This window comes from Kamptonema sp. UHCC 0994 (genome assembly GCF_029167235.1).
GTDB lineage: Bacteria > Cyanobacteriota > Cyanobacteriia > Cyanobacteriales > Microcoleaceae > Kamptonema.
Genome location: NZ_JARFTR010000269.1, coordinates 1 through 3012, shown reverse-complemented (window position 1 = coordinate 3012; position 3012 = coordinate 1). Strand labels below are relative to the sequence as shown.

Below are 3012 nucleotides of genomic sequence, written 5' to 3'. Positions count from 1 at the left end.
GGTAAAGATACCGCTCAGAGGGCGGCTTTACATCACGTCAGAAGTTGGTAAGTCCTATATTTGTTTCCAACCAATCCACAAAATCGGCAAATGTCATCTCTTCTGTTAACACTAACTCTCTTTTATTTTCCAAATGCAAATGAGGAACATATTCACCTGCATATTCTCCACCAATTCTACCATACTTGAGCCGAATAGCACGGGGATCGGGGCTATTATCAAAACCTGCTTCTACGCGATCTCCCTGTAAAATGTAATACCTATATTTTCGGACTTCATCGCTGAACAACTCTGTAATCAATACCCGATAAATTCCATATTGAGCCTCAAGGCGCAAAATTGCCCTTGATGGTGTCACATCAATAACGTGCTTTACCCCTTCAAAAGTAGCTTGAGCAACGCCGATTACATTAGCAAAATACTCTGTAATTTTTGCGTCCAATCTTCTATCCCCTTATAACAAAATTCCCAATCTGCCAAGTCAATCTCCCACAGATTATTGACCTTTGATTCAAGGTTGTTGATAAAAGATTCATTGTGGGATATTTCCTGATTAAAAGTGAGATAATCCATGCCATATTTAGCCTGATAATGAGTATTCTTTTTTCTGAGATCGGTGATTTTTGCTGTAATCTGCTCAATGGTATAGCGCTGGATTGCCAAGTCCATAGCCACCTGTAAATCTCCCAAAGCACTCAAAACTTCAACATATTCATCTTTGATTGATACTGTTACCATAATCTAAAAATGCCTTATTTTAAGTATTGCAATAACTTTATAAGTTATTATATCTTAGCATTTTTATTGAACTATTGTAACTCAGTGAATATTTTTTATTTCACTTCTTAGATATTTTTTAATGCTCCACCGGCAATCGCGCACAAAATAGCTGTCCCAAAAGCTAGCCGATACCAAACAAAAATCCAGGTGTTCTGAGTTTGCAGAAACTTCAACAACCAGGCAATAGCAAGATAAGAAAATACTGCGGCCGATACTGTTCCAACTACCAAGGAAACCAGTCCAGCCTGACCTATACCTTCCCCTAAAGCGCCCTTTAACTCAACTAATCCAGCCAGAGTAATTGCTGGAATTCCTAACAAGAAAGAAAACCGGGCTGCGGCCCCTCTTTCTAATCCCATAAATAAGCCTGCTGTCAATGTGGAACCAGAGCGAGAAACGCCGGGAATTAATGCCATTGACTGAGCTAATCCCATTAAGATACCATCTCGCACAGTCAATTTTTCAAAGTCTCGCTGACGCTTACCAAATTTTTCGGCTATTGCCAATAGCAGGGACATGACAATAGAAGCGATCGCGATCGCCCCTAAACTCCGCAAGGGCGACTGATCGAAGTCTTTAATAAATACCTTGATCAGTAGTCCAAAAAAAATAATCGGTATTGTGCCCAAACCAATTCCTAACGCCATACGGAAATCTTGGGAATCATAGTCAGATTGAACTATCGCCTTATATGCACCTGTCGCAATCTTTGTCAAGTCCTCCCGAAAATACCAAAGTACAGCGACAATGCTTCCTAGTTGAATCACAGCAGTATAGGCAACGCCGGGATCGCCCCAACCTAGAGCGATCGGCACGACTTTCAAATGGGCGCTGCTACTGATGGGTAAGAACTCTGTTAACCCTTGCACTATTCCTAAAACGATCGCCTGTAAAATATCGATCTGAGGTTGTCCAGAAGCAGTATCTATGGGTGCTTGAGCCAAAAGTGCGTTAAGATTAGCAATCATTTTATGAGTTCCTGGTCATTTAGTCCTTCGCCTCAAATATGGGCGGCGGCTATCACTGTAGCAAAGGAAGAAGGAAGAAGGAAGAAGGAAGAAGGAAGAGGGAAGAAGGAAGAGAGAGACGGATTTAGCGATCTAGCAATACTGGGGACAGTTTTCTAAGGCGATCGCCCTTGTAAAAACGCCAAACTCGACAGTCGGGAGTAAAGGTAAGTTTTTGTGATATCTTCAAAAATATTAACTTAAGTAAAGAATCTTAACGATACCTTGTTTAACGAAACTTTGTCTGAGTTCACTTCCACGACTGCGAACGATCGCAACAGCCATTTTTCCACATTTTTTTTAGGCAAGCTCAGATTTAGCATAACCTGGTTAATGTTTGGGGCTGCTGTTTTCCTGGTGACAGTCCCAGTATTTTTCCAAGCGCCGCTAGTCCGGCAGATGCCAGTGCTAAGCTTGACAATGACTGTCGGCTGGCTGGCGATCGCCTTCAAGCTACTCAAAAACCCTTCAACTTGGCTTTGGGGAGACTTACTGCTAGGATTCACTTGGAGCTGGTTAACTGGAGGGATATATTGGGGTTGGCTGCGGTGGGAACCACTTTGGCACTTGCCAGTTGAAGCTGCTCTAGTACCTTTAGCAATTTGGTGTTTGAGGCGCGATTGGGGAAAAGTGGGAAACTGGTTTTATCTAGGTTCTCTCTTTGGTACAGCCGTGACAGATGGATACTTTTACCTGACTGGGTTAATCCCCCATTGGCGACAGTTAATGCAGGTAGACATATCCTTAGCAATGCCGATTTTTCAAAGTGCGATCGCCATCGTGCGTACCCCTTGGGGAATTAGCTGCGCGATTGTCTTAGTCGGAGTGCTCCTAACTGTGGGCATTTTGCCTTTACGCTCCGGCAAACCTCATTGGTGGGCATTTTCAGGAGCAGTATTGGGTACAATTTTGGTGGATAGTCTATTTTTGGTAGCCGCTGCGGTGAACTGAAAATTGTCCCCCTCTTACTGAGCCAAAAATTTGAGATTTTAGCCTATAGATTGTAGACTTTTTGGTATGCTCCGCTAATTTAAATAGTGGAATCAATCTAAAATCTCAAATCTACTGATAGGCCTAGAGACTTTAGGCTCTGGGTTAGTTGCAGTAGCCAAAATACCTAGATTTACCTAGTATTGAATTAACGAATTGTGGGTATTGGGTGAAGATCGGTGAGTTGTTTTAGCGGAATTAAGTTATAATAAACTTGCGCTTGGTCAATGCGAGT

Annotated in this window: 5 protein-coding genes; 2 read left to right on the top strand and 3 right to left on the bottom strand. The window is 42.4% G+C overall.

What is annotated here, in order from left to right; all coding sequences use genetic code 11:
• Window positions 1–37: 37 nt before the first annotated feature.
• The 3 genes from PY364_RS23460 to PY364_RS23450 form a co-directional block, all read right to left on the bottom strand.
• Complete coding sequence (locus PY364_RS23460; protein WP_275526824.1) at window positions 38–442, bottom strand: hypothetical protein; 405 nt, start codon at window positions 440–442, stop codon at window positions 38–40.
• On the bottom strand, window positions 406–738 hold the full coding sequence (locus PY364_RS23455; RefSeq protein WP_275526822.1) for a hypothetical protein: 333 nt from the start codon (window positions 736–738) through the stop codon (window positions 406–408). The genes PY364_RS23460 and PY364_RS23455 overlap by 37 nt, the downstream gene beginning before the upstream one ends.
• Window positions 739–845: 107 nt before the next feature.
• Window positions 846–1748: an undecaprenyl-diphosphate phosphatase gene (locus PY364_RS23450; RefSeq protein ID WP_275526820.1), complete on the bottom strand. Its 903-nt coding sequence runs from the start codon at window positions 1746–1748 to the stop codon at window positions 846–848.
• A 3-nt stretch (window positions 1749–1751) separates the two neighbouring features.
• On the opposite strand from PY364_RS23450, the gene PY364_RS23445 reads away from it, so the two are divergent.
• Window positions 1752–1907, top strand: coding sequence for a hypothetical protein (locus PY364_RS23445; RefSeq protein WP_275526818.1), 156 nt, complete (start codon window positions 1752–1754; stop codon window positions 1905–1907).
• A 105-nt stretch (window positions 1908–2012) separates the two neighbouring features.
• Window positions 2013–2738: a DUF3120 domain-containing protein gene (locus PY364_RS23440; RefSeq protein WP_275526816.1), complete on the top strand. Its 726-nt coding sequence runs from the start codon at window positions 2013–2015 to the stop codon at window positions 2736–2738.
• Window positions 2739–3012 lie beyond the last annotated feature (274 nt).